Consider the following 20,814-nt stretch of genomic DNA (forward strand, 5'->3'; position numbering starts at 1 on the left):
GCAATCTTTCCGCTATCCGATTGGGAGCCAATCAATATTTATAACGTTGTCGCTCCATAACGAAAGGGGCGAGATTGTTTATCCTGCATCTGGCACTTGGCGGGTGTCTGAAATCGCCACCTGTCCATTATGGCATTACGGCCGATACGGGCGGGCATATCGCCTATATTCTGGACGCTGCCGCCGCGCAGGCGAAGAATATTGATGCACATCAAGTCTCCATCGTCACCCGCCTCTTCGAGGAGCCGGGACTGCCGCTGGACCATGCCCGTGCCACCGAATGGCTTTCGCCCAAGCTGACCATCGACCGGATCGCCACCGCCAATCGCTGCTATCTGGAGAAGGACGCGCTGGCCGACGATCTCGCTGCCTTCACCGAAGCGTTCTGCGCGCATCTCGCCCGACTGCCGCGCCTGCCCGATGTCATCCACGCGCACTTCTCCGACGCCGCCGCCGTCGCGGCCGAGGCAAGGCTGCGCTTTGCCATTCCCTTCGTCTACACGCCGCATGCGCTGGGCATCGACAAGCGCCGCCATCACGGCCCGTCGCCCGCGCTGGATGGCCGCATCGCCGCAGAGCGTACCGCCATCGCCAGCGCCGATGCCCTGATCGTCTCGACCGAGGACGAGGCCGAGCGACAGGTTCATGCCTATGGCATCCCCGCTGGCGGACGAATCCACCGCATCGCGCCGGGCGTGCCGAACCATGAGGGCGGCCGACCCGGTCGCCCGACCCTCGCCGACCGGCTGGGCGAGTGGCTCGACGAGCCCACCAAGCCCATCCTACTCGCCATCGCGCGCCCTGTCGCCAAGAAGAATCTGGGCGCGCTTGCCCGCGCCTATGCCGCCTCGCCTGCCTTACGCGAGGCCGCCAATCTGGTCATTCTGGCGGGGCAGCATGACGGCCCCGGATCGACCGAGGAGCGCGCCGTGCTGGCCGAGTTGCTGGCGCTCGCCGACAGGCCCGAGCTTCGCGGTTGCTTCGCCCTGCCGCCACGGCATGACGGGCATGACGTCGCCGCCCTCTATGAGCGTGCAGCGGCGGGCGGCGTGTTCGTCAATGCAGCCCTTCACGAACCCTTCGGCCTGACCCTGATCGAAGCGGCGGCGGCGGGCGTGCCCGTGGTCGCCACCCGGCATGGCGGCCCCAGCGAGATCGTCGCCGCGCTGGGCCACGGCCTGCTGGTCGAGCCGCGCAACGAAGACGCCATCGCCGCCGCCTGCCTTACCATCCTGTCCGACCCCGACACCCATGCGCAGATGAGTGCGAATGGCCGGTCGGGGTCCACCCTCTATGCCTGGGACCGCTACGCCATGGAATCCACCGCGCTCTATGCCCATCTTCCGCGTACCCCCGGCCTGCTCGCCAGCGATATCGATCATACGCTGACCGGGTGTCGTGTGGGCGCGCATGACTTTGCGGCATGGCGTCAGGCGAGCGACCTGCCCTTCGTCGTCGCGACCGGCCGTTCCTTTGCGATGGCCCGGATCATCCTGTCGCAATGGGGCATTCCCGAGCCGGATGCCTTTATCACCGATGTCGGCACGCGCATCATGCTGAAGGGCCAGCGCGGATGGCAGGAATGCCCTGTCTTCGCCGCGCGTCTGGACGAAGGGTGGGACCGCAAGGCGGTGGTCGCCGCGCTCAAGCCGCTGCGCCTGCGCCCCCAGCCCCGCGATACGGCCGGGCCGCACAAGGTCAGCTATTTCGGCACGGCCGAGGATGCCGCGCGCGTCCGCGAGACGCTGTCCGAACAGGGGCTTTCCGCCAAGACCGTCTTCTCGCACGGTCGATTGATCGACGTGCTGGCGCCGCTGGGCGGCAAGGCAGCGGCGGTCGCCGCCTATGCCAAGCGGCTCGACCTGCCGATGGGCGCGTGCATAGCGGCCGGGGACAGCGGCAACGATGTCGACATGCTCGATGCCTGCGGCCATGCGATCGTGGTCGGCAATGCCGGGCATGAGCTGGCCGATCTGCCCGAGCGGGACGGGCTTCTCCGCGTCACGGCGCATCATGCCAATGGCGTGATGGAGGGGCTGGAGCGGCTGGGCCTGACCACGCCGATGCCGACCCAGGCGACGGCGGCGTGACGCGCCCCTTCGGCTATTTCGTCCATCACCAGGGGCGCGGTCATGCCGAACGCTGCGCCGCCATCCTGAACGCCCTGCCGCCCGAGCGCCCCGTCACGATCTTCTGCGCGCGCGACGATATTTTCCCAGCCCTGCCGCCGCAGGTCGAGATCGTCACCATCCCCTCCCTCTTCGAGCCGACCGGGCTGGAGGCGGGGACGATGGATGCGGTGCCGACGCCCGAGACATTGCACTGTGCGCCGCTCGGCTGGCCCGGCATCCGCCATGCCATGGCGGTGATCGCGGGCTGGTTCGACCGTGCCGACCCTGCGCTGATGATCTGCGACGTGTCCGCCGAGATCGCGCAGCTGGCGCGTATCTGCTCGGTCCCGCATGTGAAGATCCTCCAGCATGGCGACCGCAGCGATGCCGGGCACCGCGCCGCCTATGACGGTGCCGCCGGATTGCTCGCCGCGTTCGACGAGGCGCTGGCCCAGCCCGAATGGGACGCCACCATGCGCGCCAAGACCTGCTTCGTCGGCGGGCTGGGTGTCGACACCCGCATCCCCGAGCGCGAGCTGGCACGCCAGCGGATCGGCGTCGGCGCGGACGAGGAAATGATCCTGGTCCTGTCGGGCGGCGGCGGCGGCGGTTTCGCCCAGGCCCCGCTCGGTGTCGGCGCGCGCAGCCGCCCCGGTGCCCGCTGGATCACCATCGGCCCGGTCGCGCGCGACTGGCACGCCACCGAGCCCGCCAATATCGAACATCGCGGCTGGGTCGACAATCCGGCCGACCATGTGGCCGCCGCCGACCTCGTCATCGCCTCGACCGGCAACACCACCTGCCAGCAGATACTGGCCGCCGCGCGGCCCTGGCTCGCCATCCCCGAATGGCGCTATTTCGACGAGCAGCATCGCAAGGCGGAGGCGCTGGCCGCCGCCGGGGTCGCGTGCGTCCGTCCGCATCTGCCTTCCTCGGCCCAGGCCTGGACCGCCGCGCTGGCCGAGACCCGCAGCCAGCACCGCCCCGCCATACAGCGCGCGATGATCGCCGACGCGCCCGCCCAGACCGCCGCCGACTGGTTGGAGGCGCTGTCCGCACGGCTCTGGCCGATCGACCTCACCCACTCCCTTCCCCAATCCACCGGAGCCTCTTCATGATCTCGGTCGTCACGCTCGCCGGGGGCCGCCCCGAACATCTGCGCAACGTCGTGATCGGCCTGACCCGCCAGACGATGCTCCCCGCCGAGCTGATCGTCGCGGTCATCCAGGACACGCCCTATGACCTGCCGGAGGCCCCCTTCCCGATCCGCCAGATGATGGTGTCCGGCCCGCGCCTGCCGCTGGCGACCGCACGCAATGCGGCGGCCGAGGCGGCGGTCGGCGACAAGCTGGTCTTCCTCGACATGGATTGCATCCCGACCCCCGACCTGCTGGCCGATTATGATCGCTATCTGGATCAGGAAGACGGGCTGCTGATGGGCGAGGTCATGTACCTGCCCGGCGGTGCGACGGCGGGCGACTGGCGGTATCAGGATTTCGCCGAGGTCGCGGTGCGCCACTCCGACCGGCGCGGACCGCCGCCGGAGGGGATCGAGCGGTGCGCGGATTATCGCTGCTTCTGGTCGCTCAACTTCGCGATGCGTCGTGACACCTTCCTCGGCACCGGCGGGTTCGACGAGCGCTATGCGGGCTATGGCGGCGAGGACACCGATTTCGGCAAGGTGGTGGACAAGGCGGGCGTGCCGATCGCCTGGATCAAGGGCGGGCTCGCCTATCATCAATACCACCCGCATCACATGCCGCCGGTCCACCATATCGACAGCGTGGTGCGCAATGCCGAATTGTTCGAGGCGAAATGGGGCTATCGCACCATGGGCCACTGGCTGCACGCCTTTCGCCTGATGGGCCTGATCGACGATACGCCCGGCCGCCCGATCCAGATCCTGCGCCGCCCCGATAAGGACGACCTCGCGCTAACCGGGCAGCAGAGCCACCAGCCCTATGCCAACACCGCCAGCGTCATCCGCCTGCTGGAGGAGCGCGCCGCCGGCGCCTGCGTCGCGGCATGAGGATCGCACTGCTCGCCCATGTCCGCCAGCCCATCCGCCAGCCTTTCCTGGGCGGCATGGAGGCGCATGGCTGGTATCTGGCCGAGGGGCTGGCGGCACGGGGGCATGAGGTGGTGCTGTTCGCCAGCGGCGACAGCGACCCGCGCTTCACCCTCGATCCGGTCCTGCCGGTCCATTACGAAGCCGTCTTCCCCTGGGCCGAGCATCGCGGCAAGCCCGAACTGATCGCGCATGTCGATGCGGGCTATGCCGCCGCCTGCGACCGGATCGCGCGCGGCGGGTTCGATGTGGTGCACAATAACAGCCTGCACCGTTTCCCGCTGGAGCAACGCCGGACCGCGCAAGTGCCGACCGTCACCTCGCTGCATGTGCCGCCTTATGACGCGCTCCATCATTTCGTGACGATCAGCCCCAGCCCGACCCATAGACTGACCGTCACCTCCGCCCGCCAGTTGCAGGCCTGGTGGCCGAACGGCGCGCCGCCCGAAGCCTCGGTGCTGCACAATGCTATCGACCCCGACGCCTGGCCCTTTGCCGAGCAGGGCAATGGCGAGGCGGTGTGGTGCGGGCGGATCACCCCCAACAAGGGCACGCACCTCGCCATCCGCGCCGCGCGGGAAGCGGGCGTCGCGCTGACCCTGTTCGGCGCGGTCGAAGACCCGGACTATTTCGCCGCCGAGGTCGAGCCGTTGCTGGGCCATGGCATCCGTTATGGCGGGCATCTGGACGGCGCAGCGCTGGCGCAGGAACTGGGTCGGGCCTCGGTATTTCTCTTCACCCCCTGCTGGGACGAACCGTTCGGACTGGTGGCCATCGAAGCGATGGCGTGTGGCCTGCCGGTCGCCGCGTTCGATGCAGGTGCGGCGCGCGAAGTCGTCGGCGAGGCCGGATGCATTGCCCCTGCCGGGGATGTCGCCGCGCTGGCCGACGCCCTGACCCGCGCCATGGCCATTCCGCGCAGCACCGCCCGCCGCCGGGTGGAGACGCATTTCGCCCGCGACCTGTGGCTGGACCGCTGCGAAGCGCTTTACGCCAGCGTGCGCGGTGCTTTGCCGAGCGCCATCGCGGCGTGAGCGAGGATGTGATCGCAGGCCAGCGAAAGGCGCTGCTCGACCTCTATCGTCGTCACGTCACGTCGGGGGAGCCCTATGCGCTGGTCGATTTTCCCGATCATCCCAATGTGGGCGACAGCGCGATCTGGCTGGGTGAGATCGCCCTGCTCCACGCGGTCGGCGCGGGCGATCCGGCCTATATCTCCCGCTGGGATGATTTTGACGAAGCGGCCTTCCGCGCCGCCTGTCCGAGCGGGCCGATCCTGATCCATGGCGGCGGCAATCTGGGCGACATCTGGCCGCATCATCAGCATTTCCGCGAATATCTGATCGCGCGTTTTCATGATCGTCGGATCGTCCAGCTGCCCCAGTCGATCCACTTTCGCGACGAAGCCCATCGCAACCGCTTCGCCGCACTGGTCGACAGCCACCCGGATTTCCACCTCTATGTCCGCGACACGGTCAGCCTCGACCTGGCACGCAAGTATTTCACCTGCCCCAGCACGCTCGCCCCCGACTCCGCCTTCGGTTTGGGCAGCATCGAGCGACCAGCCTTGGCGGATTGCCAAGTGCTGATGCTGCTGCGCTCCGACGCCGAACGTGCCGCCCGCGACGACGCGCCATTGCTGGCCCTTACGGATACGGTAGCGCTGGACTGGCTCGACGAACCCCCAGTCGACGCGTCCGCTCCGACCGGCCGGGCACGGGAGCGTGTCGAACGCGGGCTGAAACTGCTCGCTCGCGGCGAGCGGATCGTCACCGACCGGCTGCACGGCCATATCCTGGCCCTGCTGCTCGGTATCCGCCACGTCGTGCTGGACAATGACTATGGCAAGGTCGGCGCCTATATCGCGGCCTGGACGGCGGAAAGTCCGCTCGTCCGGCAGGCGCGATCCGCGCAGGAGGCCGCGGAGCTGGTCGCGGGATGATCGATTTCAGCCTGCTGATCTGCACCCGCAACCGCAGCCGGAGTCTCGCCGCCACGCTCGCCTCAGTCGATGCTGCCGCCCGGCATCCGGGCAGCGGCGCGATCGAGCTGATCCTGGTCGACAACGGTTCGACCGATGCCACAGCGGCGGTGATCCGACACTGGGCGACCGATCGGCCCTTTACAGTTCGCTTATTGTCCGAGCCGCTGCCCGGCCTCGCCCGCGCACGCAACGTCGCGCTTCGGGCGGCACGGGGGCGGATCATTGCGATGACCGACGATGACTGCGTGCTGCATCCCGATTACTTCGCGCATATGGCCCGGGCCTTTGCCGGACAGCCCGCCCCCGTCATCATCGGCGGACGTATCCTGCGCGGCGATCCCGCCGACCTAATGCTGACCGTCAAACTAGAGGATCACCCGATGATCGCGGAGCCGGACAGCTTTCCCGGCGGCTTCGTCATGGGCGCCAATCTGGCCTTCACCGCCGACGTCGGCCGCATGGTGGGGCCGTTTGACGAACGGTTCGGGGCGGGTGCGCCGTTCCGCGCCGCCGAGGATACCGATTTCCTGCTGCGCGCCCAAGCGCTGGGCATAGCGATCCGCTACGACCCCGGCTTCGTGGTCGACCATTATCACGGCCGCCGCCGGGAGGACGAGGCCGTCGCGCTGCTGGCGGGATACGGCTTTGGCGACGGGGCGCTCTACGCCAAGCACATGCTGACCTACCGCCGGGTCCGCCGCTGGATGGTGCAGGACGTCCGCAACCTGCGCGATCGCTTTGCCGGGCCGGTGCCCACGATCCGGCACTTCCACGCCTTTCGCCTGCGCCATGTGCTGGCGGGCTTCGCGGCCTATACCCGCGCGGCGATCAGAAATCCGCGCTCAGCCTGACCCCCACGGTGCGCGGCCGCAGCGGCGTCGAGACATTGCGCCGCCCGAGCAGGAACGGATTGCCATAAGCGAAGCGATTGCCTCGCTCGTCGAGCAGATTGTCGAGCGTCAACGCCAGGGCATAGCCGCCCCTTTTTGCGGTCAGCCCCAGATTGGCGACGCCATAGCCGCCCTGGCGCACGTCGAACGTGTCGCCCACCCCCAGCACCGAGGGGCCGACAAAGGCCACCTCGCCGCGCGTCGACAGGATCGTATCGTGCCCGAGCGCGACGTCGCGAACCACGCCGACACGCGCCGAGATGCTGGGGGTCTCGGGCAAGCGGCGGTTGCGGGCGCGGCTGAGCGCGGCGGTGGAGCCCATGACCTCATTGTCGGTGACGAACACCGCGCCGGTCAGGTGCCAGTCCCGCTGCGGCACCCATTCGACCCAGCCCTCCAGCGCATCGACCCGCGCATCGCCGATATTGCTCGTGATGGGCTGGCCCGCCCGGTTGAGCAGATCGGCCTGGATCGCGCTCCAATGCGCATGGGACAGGCTGACCGATGCCGACACGCCCGTAGCACCGCGCCGGACATGGCGCAGCCCCGCCTCGACCATCTGGATCGAGTCGGACTCGAAGTTCGCGACCCGCCCGATACCCGCCGCCACCGCCAGACCACCGGTGCGGAAACCCGATTGATAGCGGCCGAATGCGGTCCACTCTCCACCCAAAGCCCAGGAAAAGCCAAAGGTCGGATCGACCCGCGTGGTCGAGCGCCCGCGTACGAAATTCTTCGATCGCGGCGTGATCGACGGCTCGCCATCGACCCGCGCGGCGGTGACGCGCCCGCCGAGCGTCAGCCACAAGCGGTCGGTCAGCGGATGCGTCGCCTCGCCGAAAACCGCGCCGCTGCGCGTGACGTTGGTCACGCCGATCACCGGCCTCACGCCCTGACGGATGGTCAGCGAACGCCCCATCACCGACTGGTCGGACACCAGATTGACGCCGACCACCCACGACCCGCCGCCCGCCAACCGCCGCGACAGGCGGCTTTCGTGCGAGAACAGGGTCTTGCTGCTGTTCAGCTGATAGGATTCGTGCGGCAGGACCGCGCTCGCATCGAACTGCTCGAACGACGCGCCGCCGACCAGACCGGTGGCGGACACGAATTGCAGCCCGCTCGCCCAATGCTTGGACAGGAGCAACCGCCCGAACCGCATGTCGCTCCAGGACGGCTGGGGAATCGCCGATCGGCTGGCGAGCACATCCTCGCTCAGCACATATTGCGCATCGCGCGACACGATCGACTGGGTCCCGCCGCCCAACTCCGCGTGCCAGCCGCCCCCGACGTCCCAAAGCAGGGTGCCGCGCAATCCGCTGGTCAGCACGCGGTTGATATTGGTCGTCTTCGTCCGCAGATTATCGATATAGCCGCCATCGACCGCGTGATAGCCGACCAGCCGGACACCCAGCGTGTCGGGCAACAAAACCTTGTTGGCCACCGCCGCCATGTCGTTGCTGGGCGCGCCGCCCCCGGTCAGCGCGCCGCCCCATTCGATCCGCCCGCCATCCTGCGTAAGCGACACCGGATTGGAGGTCAGCCGGACGATCCCCCCGATCGCGCCCGAACCGTGCAGCGCGCCTTGCGGCCCCTCGGCGATCTCGACTTCGCCGATGTCATAGAGTTTCAGGCCCGGATCAGGCCCGGCAAAGGCGATCTGTACCTCATCCAGATAGAGGCTGGCGGTCGACTCCGTCGCGCCGTTGAAGCTGCTGTCGGCGATGCCGCGAATGAACAGCTTGTTGCGCCCAGGACCGAGCGCGGTCGTCTGCAGGATCGGCGTCTGGCCTGCGACATCGCTGAGGTCGATCGAACCGTTGGGCAGCGTCACCCCGCGCCCGACCACCGACACGCTGCCGGGATAGCGGGCCAATTCGGTGCCCTGCTTGCTGGCGGTCACGATGATATCGCCGGTCGCGCCGGAAGGTGCCGGCGACCGGGCGGGCAGAGGACGACGCACCGGCACGGGCTGCGGCGACCCGACGATCCGGAAGCTGGCGGCATCGACCGCCACTGCGCGGTAGCCGGTGCCGCGCAGCAGCTGCGCCAAGGCCCGCGCGGGCGCGGCATGGGTGGTCAACGTGCGGGTGCGAACCTCATGCAGGCGGGGATCGGTGGCGACGACGGTGATCCCCCCCTGTCGCGCCAGTTCACGCAATGCGAAGTCGAGCGTCGCCGGGGCGATGACGATCCGGCGGGACGCCCCTACGCTGGTGGTTTGCGCCCGACCGGCGACAGGCAAGGCGAGGGCGGCCACGACCAACAGGCCGCGTTCAATGAACCCCGTCCGACGCCCGCAAAATCCAGTCCCCACCGCTCTGGCGCCACTCCGCTCCGATCAGCTTCGCAAGACGTGGAACATCCCGGCTGGCGTCGCCCGTCACCCGGACCAGCCCGGTGACGCTGCGTTTCGCCAACGGCCCCTCCACCGCGATCCGCATGCCATAGGCGGATTGCAATCGTGCAGCAATCGTGTCGACCGTATCGCCGTCGAGGTCCAGCAGGCCGCGACGCCACCCCCCGACCATCGCCGGATCGACCTGCACGCGGCGCAGGCTACCCTGCGCCTCGTCCAGCCGTGCCCCCTGCCCGGCGGTCAGCTGCATCGTCTGGCCCCGGGGAGCGAGCGCGACCGCCCCTTCCGCGACAGTCACGTCCAGCCGAGCCCCCTCACGCCGGACGTTGAACACGGTCCCCATGTCGCGGATCGACACATCGCCCGAGCGGAGTTCGAAAGGAGCGGAGGCGTCGTGGCGAACGCGAAACAGCGCCTGCCCGCTTTCCAGCGTCGCGACCCGCGTGTCGTTGCGGTCGAGCCGAAGCCGCGATCCCCCCGCCAGTTCGACCTGCGTACCGTCGTTCAGCGCGATGGCCCGCGTCTCGCCTGGCCTGGTCTGCTCGATCCGGATGTCGGGGCGCGAATGCATCAGCACCGGCCCCGCCATCAGCGCGACGGCCGCCGCGACGCCGCCCATCAGCCACCAACGACCCCACCCCCTGTTGTCGTTGGCGGCCACCGGCGTTTCGGCGATGACGGATTCCGGCGCGCCCACCGGCTCGGCCAGCAGAGCATCGGCCATCGCCACCACGTCATAGGCGCGCGCGTTGGCCGGGCTGTCCTCCAGCCAGGTCGCAAAGGCATCCCATTCGGCCGCGCTCATATCGCGCTGCCGGACGTGCCAGTCGATCGCCTGTTCCTCCCGCGTCACTCGTCCCCGCTCCTTCCACTGTCAGGACGACGCCAACGCGTCCGATCCGCACCCTCGGCATCACGATTTTCTTGCAAAAATTGATAGGCGCGGCGCAGCAGCTTTTCGACGGCACTCACCGTGATGCCCATCTGCTCCGCAATGTCGCGTTGCGGCCGTTCCTCGAAGCGGAACAGGGTGAAGGCCTCGCGCATCCGGTCGGGCATCCGCGCGATCAGCGCATGCGCCTGGGCCAGTTCGCTGCGGCCCGAGGCGATCCGTTCGGGATCGGCATATTCGGCGGATTGCGGCTGCACCTCTTCCCACGCGCCGTCCCGCACGCCGCGCCGGGCGGCGGCGATACGGCGGTCGGTCGCCAGATTGGTCGCCATGCGGCAGAGAAAGGGAATGGGCTGATCGATCAACGTGGCGTCGAGCCCGGAAATGCGCAGCCAGAGGTCCTGAAGCGCATCCTCCGCCTCGTCAGGCGAGCCGAGCCGGGCGGCCAGCAGGCGACGCAGCAGCGGGCGCGCCTCCATGAACCGGCCTTCCAGACCCTGATTACTCAAAGACCGCCCTCGTATCAGGCGGCGAAGGCCAGCCCGCGTTGTGCCGCCATGTCAGACACCGAAACGGCGCGCAAGACATCGGCTTCATCGCGCCGCGCCGCCGCGATCGCGTCACCCGAGCGCTTGCCCGCACCGGGATGGCACATCACCAGATGCTCCGCCCCGCCATGATCCAGGAAACGCGGCAACGCCTCGGCAAAGCGGCCGTCAAAGCCGTAATGCCCGGCAAAACCCCGGTTGCAGTGCAGCCCCGCCGCCTCCGCCGCACGGGTCAGCCCGCGCGAGTGATAGGCGCTGCCGATCGCCTTGCCGCGCCAGGGTCGCCCGAGCAGCCCGACCAGCCGGTCCTCGCAGGTCCGCACCCAGGCACCGGGCGCACGCCGCCGTGTGATCGCCAGCACGATCGGGCGGACGCCGGGAAGCGCGTGCGAATGCTGGTGCCCGTCGACAAAGGCGGGCGGACGGCCCATCGCCGCCTCGAACCGGTCGAACTGCGCCTCGACCTCGCGGTTGATCTCGGCGGGGTCGAGTTGTCCGCGCGATGCCAACCGCGTCAACGGATCGATCCCCGGCATCACCCCGTCCTGAGTAAAGCCATTGGGATGGATCGGCGCTTCCTCGGTCAGGGTCAGATGCAGGCCGATCTGCGCTGTCTGAGGCATGGATTGCAGCATCACGCTATCCTCCATCCAATTCGGACGAAGGGTCATGCAGCTTGTCGCGTTCAGTTTTCCCGAGCGCAGCAGCTCGGCGATGACCAGACTGTCTTCGGTGGAAAAGGCGAAATCGTCAGCGCAAAGAATAAGCCGGTTCACCCACGACTCCCGCCAGATGCTGATAGGCCTTTTCGCGCATCCGCTCGGTGGTGAGCCGCCGGGCGCGCAGTCGCTTCGCGAGGAAATCGTAGAAGAACCAGTCCCCGGCGAACGGCGCGGCGATGCTGTAGACCAGCCGCTCGGTCAACGTCCAGCGGATCGACTCCCGGTCACGCTCGCGGTCGGAGGGGACGCACCAGAAGCCGTCGGCATAGGCCATGGTCCCGTGGCGCATGACGCGGTGGATGACCTCGTGATCCTCCAGCACGTAGTTCCATTGGCGCGAGTCGAAACCGCCCGCCGCCTTCAGTGCCTCGGTGCGGAACGCTTGGCCCGCGCCGCCCGCATGGCACTGGCGCGGCAGGCAGCGCGCGGCCAGTCGGATCGCCGCGGACTCGCGGCGACGCTCCGCCTCGCCGTCCTTCGGCGCGATAAAATAGGCCCCGGCCACGACGCAGCCCGGCCGCTCCAGCAGGTTTTGCGCCTGCGCCAGATAGTCGGCCGGGTAATAGGTATCGGCATCGCAGGTCGCGACGAAGCGCGTGTGCACATGGTCGAGGCCCAGGTGCAGCGCGTTGATCTTGCCCGGCAGGCCCTGGTGCAACAGGATATGGTCGAGGCCCAGACGCTCGCAGGTCTCGGTCGCCACCCGCGCGCTGGCGTCGAGCGAGCCATTGTCGACCAGCACCAGACGGAAGCGCACCGTCTGCGCCGCCAGGCTTTCCAGCGTTCCCGCCAGATCGCGTTCTTCGTTGAAGAAGGGCACGACCACGGTCCAGCACGGCGCGACATAGCCGCCCGCGCGTTCCGTCTTCCCCGCCTGGGCCCAGGCTCTGGCATTCCGCCAAGCCGCGCCTTCCGCATCGAGCAGCATCAACCCACCCCGCCCATAAACGACCAAACAACCCCGTTGCCGAAGCCCCCCGCCCGGCGGCGCCAGGCGCCACAACCGGGGTGTTTCATGGGCTAAGACGCCGCGCCCCCCGCCCAACCGGACATGGTGGTTAAAAATTTTTTCAGGCGGGCCGGAACCATGTCGATTTTCTTTGCCGAAGCGCCTTCTTCGATGACATGGGCGGGCCGCACCGGGCCGGTCGTTCTGCCCGTCACCCATCCTCCAAACTGGTTCGTGATGACGGAAATGACGCCCGCCCGCCCCGCTTATTCGATGCCGTCCGGGCTTAGGCTGAGGCCGAACCGCCCGATCGGTGCGGCGCTGGTTCTGCTGGTCTTTGCGGTGCTGACCCGGATGCGCGACTTCGGCAATCCGGTCGCGCATGTCGACGAGCAATATTATCTGCTGGTCGGCGACCGCATCCTGCACGGCGCGCGGCTCTATATCGACCTTTGGGACCGCAAACCGCCGGGCCTGTTCCTGCTGTTCGCCGGGTTCCGGCTGCTGCCCGGCGACGGATTCTTGGCTTATCAGCTGATCGGCACCGCCTGCGCCGCCGCGACCGGCTGGTTGATCTGGCTGGCAGCGCGGCGCATGGGACTGGGCTTCCAAGCCGGATTGGCGGCGGGAGCGGCCTATATCCTGTGGCTGCCGTTGCTCAGCGGGGGAAGCGGCCAGTCGCCGGTCTTCTACAATCTGGCGATGACCGCCGCCGCCGTCCTGACGCTGGAACTGCCGCGTCTGGCCGAACGGCGCGCGGTCGGGGCGATCGTCGTCAGCGGCGCGGTCGCCTGTCTGTTGGCGGGGATCGCGATCCAGATCAAATATACGCCTTTGGTCGAGGGGGCGTTCTTCGGCCTCGCGCATTTCTGGTATCTCTGGCGGGCGCGGCCGAGCGTCGTGGTCGTGCTTCTCGCGGCGCTGGCGTGGATCGCGCTGGGGCTGCTGCCGACAGCGCTGGTCATGCTGTATTTCTGGCAGGGCGATGCGGCGGCGTTCGACGCCTTCTGGTTCGCCAATTTCACCTCGATCACGCTGCGGCGCGGTTATCCGGCGGCCAAGATCATCGGACGCCTGGCCGGGATCGGGGGGCAGCTGCTGCCGCTGGTCGCCTGCGCGGTCTATGCCTGGCGCAAGGGGCCTAGGCATCCGGCGCTGACGCTGACCCGCATCTGGCTGGGTTTCGCGCTGATCGCCTTTGCGATGATCGGGGCGTTTTTCGACCATTATGCCCTGCCGCTGGTCGCACCGCTGGCGCTCGCCGCCGCGCCCGCCTTTGCGCTGCGGCGAAGGGCAGTGGTCGCGGTCTTCGTGATCGGCGCGGGGCTGTTCGTCTTCCACTCCGCAACCAACGATCCGAGCGAGGGCGACGGCATCCGCCGCATGGCGCGGGTGATGGCGGCGGTGGACGGGCGCGAATGCCCCTATGTCTTTGCGGGCGATTCCAGCCTCTATCACCTGTCGGGCGGATGCATCCCGACCGCTTATGCCTTCCCCTCCTCGCTCGCCTATGAAGCGGAGCGCGGGGCGATCGGGATCGACGAGGCGGCCGAGGTTGCGCGCATCCTCGCCCGCCGTCCGCCAGCGATCGTGACGATGGACGATCCCTTCTCGCCCTGGAACGCGGCCACCCAGGCGCAGGTCGCAAAGGCGCTCGCGGTGGATTATCGCCCGGTCATGAAGATCCCGCGCGAGGAGCGGCACGAGCTGCTCTATGTTCGTCGCGACCTGCCCGTTCCGCCTGCGGAATAAAAGACACGGCCGAGGTTGTTTTCGCCCCCGCCGCGCCCCATCTCCCGCGCCGGATAATGCTGGAGCGAAAAGCCAATGAGCGACGAATCCTATACCCCGCCCGCGATCTGGACCTGGGAAAAGGAAAGCGGCGGACGCTTCGCCGCCATCAATCGCCCGGTCGCGGGTGCAACCCATGACAAGGAGCTGCCGGTTGGCCAGCACCCGCTCCAGCTCTATTCGATGGGCACGCCCAACGGCGTCAAGGTCACCATCCTGCTGGAGGAATTGCTCGCTGCCGGTTATGCGGGGGCGGAGTATGACGCCTGGCTGATCAGCATTTCGGACGGCGACCAGTTCGGCAGCGGCTTCGTCGCGGTCAATCCCAATTCCAAGATCCCCGCACTGGTCGACCGGCGGGGCAGCGAGCCGCTCGCTATCTTCGAATCCGGCGCGATCATGGTCCATCTGGCCGAGAGCTTCGGCGCGTTCCTGCCGACCGAACCGGCGGCCAGGGCGCGAGTCCTGTCGTGGCTGTTCTGGCAGATGGGCAGCGCGCCGTTCCTGGGCGGCGGTTTCGGCCATTTCTATGCCTATGCCCCGGTGAAGATCGAGTATGCCATCAACCGCTATGCGATGGAGGCCAAGCGCCAGCTCGACGTGCTGAACCGCCAGCTGGAGCATAATGCGTTCGTTGCTGGCGACGAATACAGCATCGCCGACATGGCGATCTGGCCCTGGTACGGCCAGCTGGTGCTGGGCGACCTCTACAATGCCGCCGAGTTTCTTCAGGTGCAGGACTATACCCATGTCCTGCGCTGGGCGCGCGAGATCGCGGCCCGGCCTGCGGTGAAGCGGGGACGGATGGTGAATCGCACGATCGGCGAGCCGTCCGAGCAGCTGCGCGAGCGCCACGACGCCAGCGATTTCGAGACGAAGACGGCCGACAAGCGGGGGTGACACTAAAATCCTCCCCGCTCGCGGGGAGGTGGCAGTCCGAAGGGCTGACGGAGGGGGATCTCCGCGAAGGGCGTCATGTGCCGCACTCCCCCTCCACCATGCTACGCATGGTCCCCCTCCCCGTGCCGGGGAGGATTTGAACGTGACGCCCGCATGTCATCTGCCGCGAATGGCTTGATCCCTGCCGCCGTCTGCGCCTTAAGTCCCCGCCATGCTCCCTCGCCTTCCTTTCCCTCGCCCGCTGATGGTGCTTGCCCTTGCGGCGGCCGCCCTGGTCGAAAGCCCGCTCTGCGCCGCCGACCCCGCGCCCTTCGACCTGCCGGGGCCGGGATTGCGTATCTCGGTCACGCGCGGCGACCGGACCCTGCCCATCGCCGAGGTGCCCAACCTCGCCACCGGCGACAAGCTGACGATCGAGGCGGACCTGCCGCGCGACCAGCGAGCCCATTATATCCTCTTCTCCGCCTTTCTCAGCGGCGCGACCAATCCGCCGCCCAAGGACTGGGTGAAGTCGGCCGAAACCTGGAAGCCCAAGGACAAGGATCGCCGCCTGACCCTGACCGTGCCCAAGGGCGCCCGGCAGATGGCGCTGTTCCTGGTGCCGGAAACGGGCGGCGCATCGGGCACCATCGTCGATGCGGTGCGCGACCGGCCGGGCGAGTTCGTCCGTGCGGTGCAGGACCTGAACCAGGCCTCGCTAGACCGTTCGCGGCTGAACGCCTTTGTCGCGGCGATCCGCGCACAGGAAAACAGCCACCCCGAGTTCCTGCGCACCCTCGCGCCCGCTCTGTCGAACAGCCTGGCGATCAAGCTGAACGCCGACTGCCTGGCCAAGGTGATCGAGTTGCAGGCGGCCTGTCTGCTCGAAAACCAGGAAAATCTGGTGCTGGCCGACATCCATAGCAGCTCGATGACCGACACGCTGATCGGCGCGCCGACCGATCTAGCCTTGCAGGTCAGCTATACGCGCGAGGCCGGACTGGGCTATTACAGCCCCTATATCGCCGTCGTGCGCGACATCGCGCGGGTGTTCGGCGCGTTCGGCAATCCGCAGTTCGGCTATCTGCCGACGCTGGCGACGCGCGACGGGGAACGGATGTCGCTCCTGCTCAACGCAGCCCCCTCCTTTGCCAAGCCCAAATCGGTACTGGTCGCCGCCATGCCGGCGATCGACGCGGTCAGCCCGCCGCGTTTGCGCGTCACCGGCGACGTGCCGCTGTGTGGGGCGCGGCCGGGCCTGGTCCTGCCGGTCGAGGGCGCGCCGCTGATCTACTCGACCGCGTTCGCACGCAACATGACGGTGTCGATCACCACCGCCGACGGCAAGCGGATCGACCTGCCCGTTCGCGCGCGCGCCGATCGCGGGGGTTATGTTCTGAGCGATCCGCTGCCTGCGGGGGCGCTGTCGGGCAAGGTCTCGGCCAAGCTGCACGGCGACTGGGGCTTCGACAGTTTCGAGGGGCCGAACTTTACCCTGCAATTCCCCGGCAGCGGCGACTGGCGTGCGGATGATGGCGGCCAGAGCCTGGTTGTCGGTCGCGACAACAGCGTCGCGCTGACCGGCCCGGCCGCTGCCTGCGTAACCGGCGTGACGATGCGCAGCGGCTCGGGCGCGCCGCAGCCCGTGCCCTTCACCCTGCGCGGAGCGGACGGAATCAATGTCACCCTGCCGCTGAAAGCGGCGCGGGCGGGCGAGGTGACGCTGGAGGTGCAGCAGATCGGCGACGCCACCCCGCGCTCGGTCGCCTTGCGCGCCTTCTCGCCCGCCAGCCGGATCGACACGGTGACGCTGGCCAAGGGCGATCGCTTTGCCACGCTGACCGGGCAAAGGCTCGACGAAATCGCCGGGATCGAGATCGGCGATGTCCGCCTCTCCCCCGATGGCCTGACGCGCGAGGGCGATACCGACCGGCTGGTCGTCACCGCCGCCGATGGGCGCCAGCCGTCGGGTACCAGTGCGAAGATCAGGCTGACCGACGGACGCACCCTATCGGTGCCGATCACCGCCGCGCCGCCGCGTCCCTCGGCCACGCTGATCGCCCGCAGCCTGACGCCCAAGGCGGCGGCGGGCGCGGTGACGCTGGCGACCAAGGACGAGACGATCCTGCCCGACAATAGCCGCCTGACCTTCTCGGTCCGCGCGGGCGACGGCACCCGGCTGGCCCCGACCGACGCGATCGAGGTCGCCACCAACGATGGCAGCGCCTCAGTCACGCTGGAGGGCGGACGCGACGTGCGGCTGTCCTCGCCCGATATCGCGGTGGCGACACTCGACCCGGCGCGGCTGGGTCCAGCGGCGGCGGGGGGCTTGCGCTATCGGATCGTGCGTGGTGGCATCAAGGGCGACTGGAGTCCGCTGGCCACGCTGGTCCGGCTGCCGGGGATCGACGCGATCACCTGTGCCGCCGATGGGTGCCAGATGGCCGGGCGCGACCTGTTCCTGATCGACCGGGTGGCGGCGAGTGCCGACATGGCCGGGGCGGTGAATGTTCCGCCGGGCTTTACGGCGTCGCGGTTGGCGGTGCCTCAGGCGCAGAATGGGTCACTGTACGTGACGTTGCGGGATTCGCCGGGAGTGGTGTTTACCTTGGCGCAGAAGTCATAGGGTTTCCCCTGGCCTTCGACTTCGCTCAGGCTGAACGGAGGTTGGGGTTTTGGGGCCTTGTACCGAAAGCCGTTCACGCTGAGCGAAGTCGAAGCGCACGCCCCTACCCCGGCCACGAAAACCGGATATTGTCCTCCCGCAAACCCTCCAGCACCACCGGCACTCCGCCCGAGCGGATCATCCATTCCAGCCGGTGGTCGCGATATTCGCGCCGTCTCCCGCCGCTGCGATAATGGTCGGCGGCCTGCGCCATATGCGCCGCCGCCGCGTCGAACTCGGCAAAGGTCTCCGCGACCGCAGGCCGCGCCGAAACCCGCTCATGCCACTGCGCCAGCGGCGATCCCGCCACCGGTCCGAGCCCGTAATGGACCGAGCGGTTGACCATCGGCGCCACCGCCGCATCGGCCCGCCCGAACGTCTCGCCGCCGAACCACGGCGCATCGCCCAATCGCTTCGTCAGCCACGCCTGAAGCACCCGCGTGTCGGTCGCCGCGACATGGCGCATATCGTCCGCCAGCGCCCCCTCGGCCCGGCGGAACCACAGGATCTCGCCATAGCCCCAGTTCACCGCCTCATATTGGCTGTCGGCAATCTCCTCGATCTCGCGCTGGCGGGCGCGGACGAGCGGGTCGTGCGGCATCAGCGGCGTTTCGGGCCAGCGTTCGTCGAGATAATCGAGGATGATCGTCGATTCGAAGATCGACTGGCCGCCCTCGACGATCAGCACCGGCACTTCGGTCCGGGGATTGGCGGCGGCGAAGGCGGTATCCTGCCGCCCCGTTCCGAAATCATCCGGCAGCATGCGGGTAAAGGCGATGCCCTTTTCGCGCAGCGCGATCTTCACCTTCTGCCCATAGGAAGACAGCGGATGATCGTAGAGGATCACGCCGCCGCGCCGTCCCGCCGTTCGAGCGCCAGACGCAGGGCGTGCACCTCGGTCTTCAGGGCCTTGAGGTCATCGACCTCCATCCCCGACCGGGCGATCAGCTCCTCGCCCAGGCAGCCGCACCGATCCCGCATCTCGCGCCCGGCGGGGGTCAGGCTGACCCGCACCTGCCGCTCGTCCTGCGCATCGCGTTCGCGCACCAGCAGCCCGGCGGTCTCCAGCCGCTTGACCAGCGGCGTGACCGTGCTGGACTCCAGCGACAGGCGATGCGCGATCGCACCGATCGTGCGCCCATCCTCCTCCCACAGGACATGCAGCGCCAGATATTGCGGATAGGTCAGGCCAAGCTGGTCGAGCATCGGCTTGTAGCTTCGCTGGATCGCCATGTTGGCGGCATAGACCGCAAAACACAGCTGTTCGTCGAGCGGCCATGGGGCCGACATTTGCCATCTCCCTTTAGGGTGAAATGTATATCACGATAAAAGAAGCGCTGGACAAGTCCGTTCCGCCACCCCATATATGTATTGCGATAAATAATATCGGAGACACTATCATGACGATCGACGTGAAGTACCAGACCCAGGCGCGTGCCACGGGTGGCCGTGACGGCCAGGCGAGCACCCCGGACGGCACGCTCGACGTCAAGCTGTCGACGCCCAAGGAACTGGGCGGCGCCGGCGGCGACGGCAGCAACCCGGAGCAGCTGTTCGCAGCGGGCTATTCGGCCTGCTTCATCGGCGCGCTCAAGGTGGCGGGCCAGCAGCTGAAGGTGAAGATTCCCGATGACGTCGCCGTGTCGGCCAAGGTCGGCATCGGTCCGCGCGCGGCGGGCGGGTTCGGCATCACCGCCGACCTCACCGTCGAACTGCCGGGCATCGATCGCGCCGAGGCCGAAAAGCTGGTCGAGGCCGCGCATCAGATCTGCCCCTATTCGAACGCCACGCGCGGCAATGTGGATGTCGGCCTGACGCTGGCCTGACATCCTCCGTACTCCCTGAACCTTCCCGGCGCGGTCTGACCTCCCTGAAGACCGCGCCGTTTTTTGTCAGGCGGAGTCGCGCACGATCAGGCGTGGCGGCATCTCCAGCCCCGGCGCAGCGGTTCCGTCCAGCCGCGTGAACAGCGCCGCGACCATTGCCTTGGCCCCCGCCTCCAGATCCTGTCGGATCGTGGTCAGCCGGGGGATGGCGCGTTCGGCCAGCGGCAGGTCGTCAAAGCCCGTGACCGCCACATCGCCCGGCACCGATCGCCCCCCGGCGACCAGGGCCGCCATCGTCGCCAGCGCGATCATGTCCGACGCGGCGACGATGCCGTCGATCCCCTGCCCTTCCCGCGTCATCCGTGCCAGATTGTCCTCGATCTGGTCGGGCATCAATTCGGGCGCGAGCGCCACGTCCAATTGCTGCGGCGGCTTCAGTCCGGCATCGGCCATCGCGTCGCACAGCCCCGCATGGCGCTGCGCCAGTTCCAGCGTGCGAACCTCGCCCATGAAGGCGATATGGCGGCGCCCCGTCGCGATCAGATGTTCGCCCGCCAGCCGCCCGCCCAGCCGATTATCGACGCCGACCGCGCAGTGACGCTGTCCCGGCATGGTGCTGCCCCAGACGACGAGCGGCCGATAGGTTTCGGCCACCGCCTCGATCACCGAAAGCTGGTCCGACTGACCGATCAGCAGCACGCCGTCGACCATCCCCGAACGGGTGATCCGCGACAGCCAGTCATCGTCATCGGGTATGATCCGCGACAGCATCACGTCATGATCGCGCGACGCCAGTTCGTCGGCGAGATGACCGAGCAGCGTCATGAAGAAGGGATCGGACAATCGCTGCCGCCGCTCATGGCCCAGCGGAATGGCGACGCCGATCACGCCGGTGCGCTGCGCGCGCAGGCGGCGGGCCATCTGGTTGATCTGGAAATTATGTTCGGCGGCCAGCGCCTCGATCCTCGCCCGCGTCTCGGCATTGACCACGCTCTTGCCCGCCAGCGCGCGGCTGACGGTGCCAGGCGACACGCCCGCCAGCCGGGCAATGTCCTTCAGGGTGCGGGCGGGTGGGGACGCATCGGTCATGGCCAGCCTCCTGAAACAAAAATGAGGCGGATGCCAAGTGG

The 20,814-nt window shown here is 68.1% G+C and carries 18 protein-coding genes; 10 read left to right on the forward strand and 8 right to left on the reverse strand.

Translation table 11 applies throughout. The annotated features are described in order from the left end of the window. Positions 1 to 74 precede the first annotated feature (74 nt). From KV697_RS04430 to KV697_RS04455, 6 genes are read left to right on the forward strand one after another with little or no spacing between them, the layout of a single operon-like run. On the forward strand, positions 75 to 2,090 hold the full coding sequence (locus tag KV697_RS04430) for an HAD-IIB family hydrolase (protein ID WP_219020252.1): 2,016 nt from the start codon (positions 75 to 77) through the stop codon (positions 2,088 to 2,090). Next, the gene (locus tag KV697_RS04435; protein ID WP_219020253.1) at positions 2,087 to 3,229 is read left to right on the forward strand and encodes a glycosyltransferase; all 1,143 of its coding nucleotides are present in this window, start codon (positions 2,087 to 2,089) and stop codon (positions 3,227 to 3,229) included. Before KV697_RS04430 ends, KV697_RS04435 begins: the two co-directional genes overlap by 4 nt. After that, positions 3,226 to 4,140: a galactosyltransferase-related protein gene (locus KV697_RS04440; RefSeq protein WP_219020254.1), complete on the forward strand. Its 915-nt coding sequence runs from the start codon at positions 3,226 to 3,228 to the stop codon at positions 4,138 to 4,140. Before KV697_RS04435 ends, KV697_RS04440 begins: the two co-directional genes overlap by 4 nt. Continuing rightward, positions 4,137 to 5,213: a glycosyltransferase gene (locus KV697_RS04445; protein WP_219020255.1), complete on the forward strand. Its 1,077-nt coding sequence runs from the start codon at positions 4,137 to 4,139 to the stop codon at positions 5,211 to 5,213. Before KV697_RS04440 ends, KV697_RS04445 begins: the two co-directional genes overlap by 4 nt. Beyond that, a complete protein-coding gene (locus KV697_RS04450) occupies positions 5,210 to 6,121 on the forward strand; it encodes a polysaccharide pyruvyl transferase family protein (RefSeq protein WP_219020256.1) in 912 nt (303 codons plus the stop codon). The genes KV697_RS04445 and KV697_RS04450 overlap by 4 nt, the downstream gene beginning before the upstream one ends. Beyond that, positions 6,118 to 7,014: a glycosyltransferase family 2 protein gene (locus KV697_RS04455; RefSeq protein ID WP_219020257.1), complete on the forward strand. Its 897-nt coding sequence runs from the start codon at positions 6,118 to 6,120 to the stop codon at positions 7,012 to 7,014. The genes KV697_RS04450 and KV697_RS04455 overlap by 4 nt, the downstream gene beginning before the upstream one ends. Here the strand turns inward: KV697_RS04455 and KV697_RS04460 are convergent. The 5 genes from KV697_RS04460 to KV697_RS04480 are packed head-to-tail and all read right to left on the reverse strand — an operon-like array spanning position 6,992 to position 12,502. Further along, on the reverse strand, positions 6,992 to 9,313 hold the full coding sequence (locus KV697_RS04460) for a TonB-dependent receptor (protein WP_257575829.1): 2,322 nt from the start codon (positions 9,311 to 9,313) through the stop codon (positions 6,992 to 6,994). The genes KV697_RS04455 and KV697_RS04460 overlap by 23 nt on opposite strands. A 16-nt stretch (positions 9,314 to 9,329) precedes the next feature. After that, entirely contained in the window at positions 9,330 to 10,265 is a 936-nt protein-coding gene (locus KV697_RS04465) for a FecR family protein (RefSeq protein ID WP_219020259.1), read from the reverse strand. Continuing rightward, positions 10,262 to 10,813, reverse strand: a complete 552-nt coding sequence (locus KV697_RS04470) for an RNA polymerase sigma factor (protein WP_257575605.1) — start codon at positions 10,811 to 10,813, stop codon at positions 10,262 to 10,264. The genes KV697_RS04465 and KV697_RS04470 overlap by 4 nt, the downstream gene beginning before the upstream one ends. Positions 10,814 to 10,827: 14 nt before the next feature. After that, positions 10,828 to 11,628 carry a ChbG/HpnK family deacetylase gene (locus KV697_RS04475; RefSeq protein WP_219020260.1) on the reverse strand — a complete coding sequence of 267 codons (801 nt, stop codon included), beginning with the start codon at positions 11,626 to 11,628 and terminating at the stop codon, positions 10,828 to 10,830. Next, positions 11,603 to 12,502 (reverse strand): glycosyltransferase family 2 protein, encoded by a 900-nt coding sequence (locus KV697_RS04480; RefSeq protein WP_257575606.1) that lies wholly within the window; start codon positions 12,500 to 12,502, stop codon positions 11,603 to 11,605. The genes KV697_RS04475 and KV697_RS04480 overlap by 26 nt, the downstream gene beginning before the upstream one ends. A gap of 159 nt (positions 12,503 to 12,661) precedes the next feature. Between KV697_RS04480 and KV697_RS04485 the strand changes: the two genes are divergently transcribed. The 3 genes from KV697_RS04485 (at position 12,662) to KV697_RS04495 (ending at position 17,819) form a co-directional block, all read left to right on the forward strand. Next, on the forward strand, positions 12,662 to 14,275 hold the full coding sequence (locus KV697_RS04485) for an ArnT family glycosyltransferase (RefSeq protein ID WP_257575607.1): 1,614 nt from the start codon (positions 12,662 to 12,664) through the stop codon (positions 14,273 to 14,275). A gap of 75 nt (positions 14,276 to 14,350) precedes the next feature. Next, positions 14,351 to 15,214: a glutathione-dependent disulfide-bond oxidoreductase gene (yghU, locus tag KV697_RS04490; protein ID WP_219020261.1), complete on the forward strand. Its 864-nt coding sequence runs from the start codon at positions 14,351 to 14,353 to the stop codon at positions 15,212 to 15,214. 244 nt (positions 15,215 to 15,458) lie between these two features. Then, positions 15,459 to 17,819 (forward strand): hypothetical protein, encoded by a 2,361-nt coding sequence (locus tag KV697_RS04495; protein ID WP_257575608.1) that lies wholly within the window; start codon positions 15,459 to 15,461, stop codon positions 17,817 to 17,819. Positions 17,820 to 17,922: 103 nt separating this feature from the next. Here the strand turns inward: KV697_RS04495 and KV697_RS04500 are convergent, their stop codons facing one another. Both KV697_RS04500 and KV697_RS04505 read right to left on the reverse strand, forming a co-directional pair. Continuing rightward, entirely contained in the window at positions 17,923 to 18,705 is a 783-nt protein-coding gene (locus KV697_RS04500; RefSeq protein ID WP_219020263.1) for a glutathione S-transferase family protein, read from the reverse strand. After that, positions 18,702 to 19,148 (reverse strand): MarR family winged helix-turn-helix transcriptional regulator, encoded by a 447-nt coding sequence (locus KV697_RS04505; RefSeq protein ID WP_219020264.1) that lies wholly within the window; start codon positions 19,146 to 19,148, stop codon positions 18,702 to 18,704. Before KV697_RS04505 ends, KV697_RS04500 begins: the two co-directional genes overlap by 4 nt. A 110-nt stretch (positions 19,149 to 19,258) precedes the next feature. On the opposite strand from KV697_RS04505, the gene KV697_RS04510 reads away from it, so the two are divergent. Beyond that, positions 19,259 to 19,684 (forward strand): organic hydroperoxide resistance protein, encoded by a 426-nt coding sequence (locus KV697_RS04510; RefSeq protein WP_219020265.1) that lies wholly within the window; start codon positions 19,259 to 19,261, stop codon positions 19,682 to 19,684. Between the two features lie 66 nt (positions 19,685 to 19,750). On the opposite strand, the gene KV697_RS04515 is transcribed toward KV697_RS04510, so the two are convergent. Then, the gene (locus KV697_RS04515; protein WP_219020266.1) at positions 19,751 to 20,773 is read right to left on the reverse strand and encodes a LacI family DNA-binding transcriptional regulator; all 1,023 of its coding nucleotides are present in this window, start codon (positions 20,771 to 20,773) and stop codon (positions 19,751 to 19,753) included. Between the last annotated feature and the right edge of the window lie 41 nt (positions 20,774 to 20,814).

Origin of the sequence: Sphingomonas sanguinis (assembly GCF_019297835.1) — a bacterium.
In the GTDB taxonomy this organism is placed as follows: Bacteria; Pseudomonadota; Alphaproteobacteria; order Sphingomonadales; family Sphingomonadaceae; genus Sphingomonas; species Sphingomonas sanguinis_D.